This is a genomic window from Pauljensenia hongkongensis (assembly GCF_001746855.1).
Lineage (GTDB): Bacteria > Actinomycetota > Actinomycetes > Actinomycetales > Actinomycetaceae > Pauljensenia > Pauljensenia hongkongensis.
Genome location: NZ_CP017298.1, coordinates 816,248 through 819,264, shown reverse-complemented (window position 1 = coordinate 819,264; position 3,017 = coordinate 816,248). Strand labels below are relative to the sequence as shown.

At 68.3% G+C, this 3,017-nt stretch carries 4 protein-coding genes; all 4 read right to left on the bottom strand.

Annotation, left to right across the window (positions count from 1 at the left end; translation table 11 throughout):
• Nucleotides 1-72: 72 nt before the first annotated feature.
• Nucleotides 73-921 (bottom strand): type III secretion system chaperone family protein, encoded by an 849-nt coding sequence (locus tag BH719_RS03410; RefSeq protein WP_009743351.1) that lies wholly within the window; start codon nucleotides 919-921, stop codon nucleotides 73-75.
• A 12-nt stretch (nucleotides 922-933) separates the two neighbouring features.
• Nucleotides 934-1,773, bottom strand: a complete 840-nt coding sequence (locus BH719_RS03405; protein ID WP_009743350.1) for a YbjN domain-containing protein — start codon at nucleotides 1,771-1,773, stop codon at nucleotides 934-936.
• Between the two features lie 8 nt (nucleotides 1,774-1,781).
• Nucleotides 1,782-2,609: a YbjN domain-containing protein gene (locus BH719_RS03400; RefSeq protein WP_009743349.1), complete on the bottom strand. Its 828-nt coding sequence runs from the start codon at nucleotides 2,607-2,609 to the stop codon at nucleotides 1,782-1,784.
• Nucleotides 2,610-2,740: 131 nt separating this feature from the next.
• The coding region (locus BH719_RS09575) for a hypothetical protein (protein WP_216818694.1) at nucleotides 2,741-3,017 on the bottom strand (277 nt) is incomplete at its 5' end.

The following is a 3,017-nucleotide window of genomic DNA, read 5'->3' as shown; positions in this document are numbered from 1 at the left end:
GAGCGCGCGGCGCCTACCGGCCGTCCGGGGCCCGGCCACCGCGCCCGCCGGATCCGGCAGGGCCGCCGGGGCTCAGGAGCCGCCGTCCGAGGGGGGATCCTGCAGCAGAGCCGGGAACTTCGTCGTGATGTCCTCGAAGAAGTCCTCGGCGGTGGTGATGAAGCGCTTGACGTTGAGGCACAGGTTCGTGAACGTGAGGCCGTGCCTGCACGTCACGTACATCTCCGCGTAGATCCGCAGCTGCCCGTCGAGGTCCGAGACGTAGGCCTTGGGCCAGCGCATCAGCGAGTTCCACTCGTTGCAGGCGTCCATCAGGGGGCCCCTCAGGTCCTCGTCGGGCACCACCAGCAGCGCCCCGCGGAGCTGGACGTCGTCGCCGTCGGAGTCGCACGACAGCCAGTAGTGGCCCCGTCCGAAATCCGTGATCAGCACGCCCCTGTCCTCTTTGAGCGCGTACTTCCACTCCTCGCGGTCGAAGTACCGCGCGATCTGCTGGACCGTCGGCGGGGCCACAATGGTGCGCTCGGTGATCTCGCCCTCGCAGCGCTGCAGGAACGTGGAAGTCGTCGAGTCCGACGGGTTCAACTCCAGCGAGTGGCGCAGGTACGGCACAGCCTCCTCATTGCGGTCCAGCCAGTACAGCGCGACCCCCATGCGCTGGTTCCACAGCGGATCGCCCGCGCCCTGCGCTTGCGTGCTCGCCAGCAGGTTGACCGCCGACTGGAGGAGGTCGTTGAAGGCGTCCATGGACGGATGGGCGTAGTCGATGTAGGCCTGGGCCAGAAGGCCCACCAGCTCGTAGTCGTTCTCGTAGCCCCTGTGACTCTCGATGAGGGCGATGACGCGCCGGTACTCGCCGTCGGCGTTGAGGCGCGATATCTTCGCGAACAGTCGTTGGCGGGGCTGGAACACACCGAACATACCGGCTCCTGATCACTCTTCGGGGGAGTAGGCCAACGACGGGAAGCGCTCGCCGACGTGCGTGAAGAACTGCTGGGAGGTGCTGACGAAGCGGTCGATGTTCGTGCTCAAAGTGGCCCGCGTCATCCCGCCGTTGAGGGTGAGGTGCATCTCGGCGTAGACGAAGACCTTGCCGTCGTCGTTCACGTAGACGCTCGTCTTCGGCCAGCGGGTCCGGGAGTTCCAGTCGTTGCAGACCTCCACCAGCGCGGAGCGCAGGTCGAGGGACGCGGGCGTCTCGATCCTGGCCAGCAGCGACACGTTGTTGTCCTCCGGGGCGGCCGAGAACCAGTAGTGCCCGACGGAGAACATCATGCACACCGCCCCGTCCTCGTGGAAGGCGTAGGTGGCCTCGCGCGAATCGAGGTGCTCGGTGATCGTTTTCGTCGTGATGGGGATGACGGTCGTCTTGTCGGTGATCTCCCGGGCGCACTTCTCGGCGAGCTGCGAGAACGCCTTGTCCGCCGGGTCCAGCTCGCACGCGCGGCGCAGGCGGGGCATCGCCTCGTCCAAACGGTCCAACCAGTACAGGGCCGCGCCCATCCGGAAGTTCCACATGGGGTCGTCGGCGCCCTCCTGCTCGAAGGGCGCCAACAGGTCGACGGCGGTCTGGTGGAGCTGGTTGAACGAGGACTTCGACGAGTCCGCGTAGTTGACGTACGCGCGCGCCAGCAGGCCCGCCATCACGTAGTCCTCGCGGTGCCCGTTCACCCTCTCGATGCGGGCGATGATCTGCTGGTGCTGGCCGGCGTCGTGCAGCTGCGCCACCTCGGCCAGCAGCCTCAGCCGCTCCTCCTCGTCGATAGCCGCCATGGTGGGCCTCAGTCCTCCCTCGGGGGCCGGGCCAGTGACGGGAAGCGCTCGACGATGTGGGAGAAGAACTGTTCCGACGTGTCGATGAAGCGGGCCACCGCCATCGACAGCTGGGCGCGGGTCATGCCGAAGTGCGTCGTCAGGTACTGCTCGGCGCAGATGCGCACGGTCCCGTCGTCCAGGGTGACGACGTGGGTCTTGGGCCAACGGGTTGAGTTGTTCCAGTCGTTGCAGGTCTCGACCAGCCGGGGGCGCAGGTCCATGGGCGCGTCAGTGCGCAGGGCGCCCCACAGGCTCAGGTCGTCGGTGTCGGTCTCCTTGCGGAGGCGGTACACGCCTTCCGTGAAGCCGGTGAGCAGGGTGTTGTCGTCGAGGTTGTAGTTCCATCCCCGGTCGTCGAAGTAGTCGGCGATGCTCTGCGTGGTGATGGGGATCAACTCGGTGCGCGCGGTGAGGGAGCGGTGGCAGCTGTCGATGAGGTCGGTGACGGCGGTGTCCGTGGGGTCGAGCGCCTGGGCCTGGCGGAGGTAGATGAGGGCCTCGTCCTCGCGGTCGAGGAAGTAGAGCGCGTAACCGATCCGGTAATGCCACTTCGGATCCGACAGGCCCTCGGTCTCGACTCCGCGCAGCAGGTCGACCGCCCTGCGCAGCAGGTCGTGGTAGGTGTCCATGTGGGGCTGGGCGTAGTTGTTGTACGCGCGCGCCAGCAACGACGCGAGGTCGTAGTCGCTGGTGAAGTCGTTCTGAGCCTCTATCAGCGCGATGATCTGCTGGTGCTCGTCGTCCAGATGGAGCTGCTCGATGCGGTCGAGCAACTGCGCGCGTGCGTCGGACATTCCGTCTCCTCGTGGTCAAGCGATGGGTCAACCCTAGCAGCGCCCGGGCGCGTGTGCGTCCCGGTTCCCCGGGCGGGGGCACCGGTTCCGAGGCGCCCGGCGGCGGCCGCGCCAGGGGGTGGCGGGCGCCGTCAGTCGCAGCGCTTCCCGCCGGACTTGTAATTGCCCCGCGGGGGCTCGTCGTCGGAGTCGGGAGCGCCGTCCGGCTCCGGCGTGGATCCGGGGCGGGCAGTCGAGGCGGATCCCGGGGCGGGGGAGGCACCGAGCGGCGGCAGGGAGTCGAGCGCGGAGGGGTCGTCGGGGATGACGAACCCACCCAGCCCGCTCGGCGGGCGCGCCTCGGGCGCGAAACGGCTCGGATCCGACGGCGCCGTCCCGGCCTGCCCGGCCGGGGCCGTGGATTCCGGG

Coding starts and splice junctions, on each gene's coding strand:
- BH719_RS03405 (WP_009743350.1), bottom strand. CDS start 1,773: ATGGCGGCTATCGACGAGGAGGAGCGGCTGAGGCTGCTGGCCGAGGTG.
- BH719_RS03400 (WP_009743349.1), bottom strand. CDS start 2,609: ATGTCCGACGCACGCGCGCAGTTGCTCGACCGCATCGAGCAGCTCCAT.
- BH719_RS03410 (WP_009743351.1), bottom strand. CDS start 921: ATGTTCGGTGTGTTCCAGCCCCGCCAACGACTGTTCGCGAAGATATCG.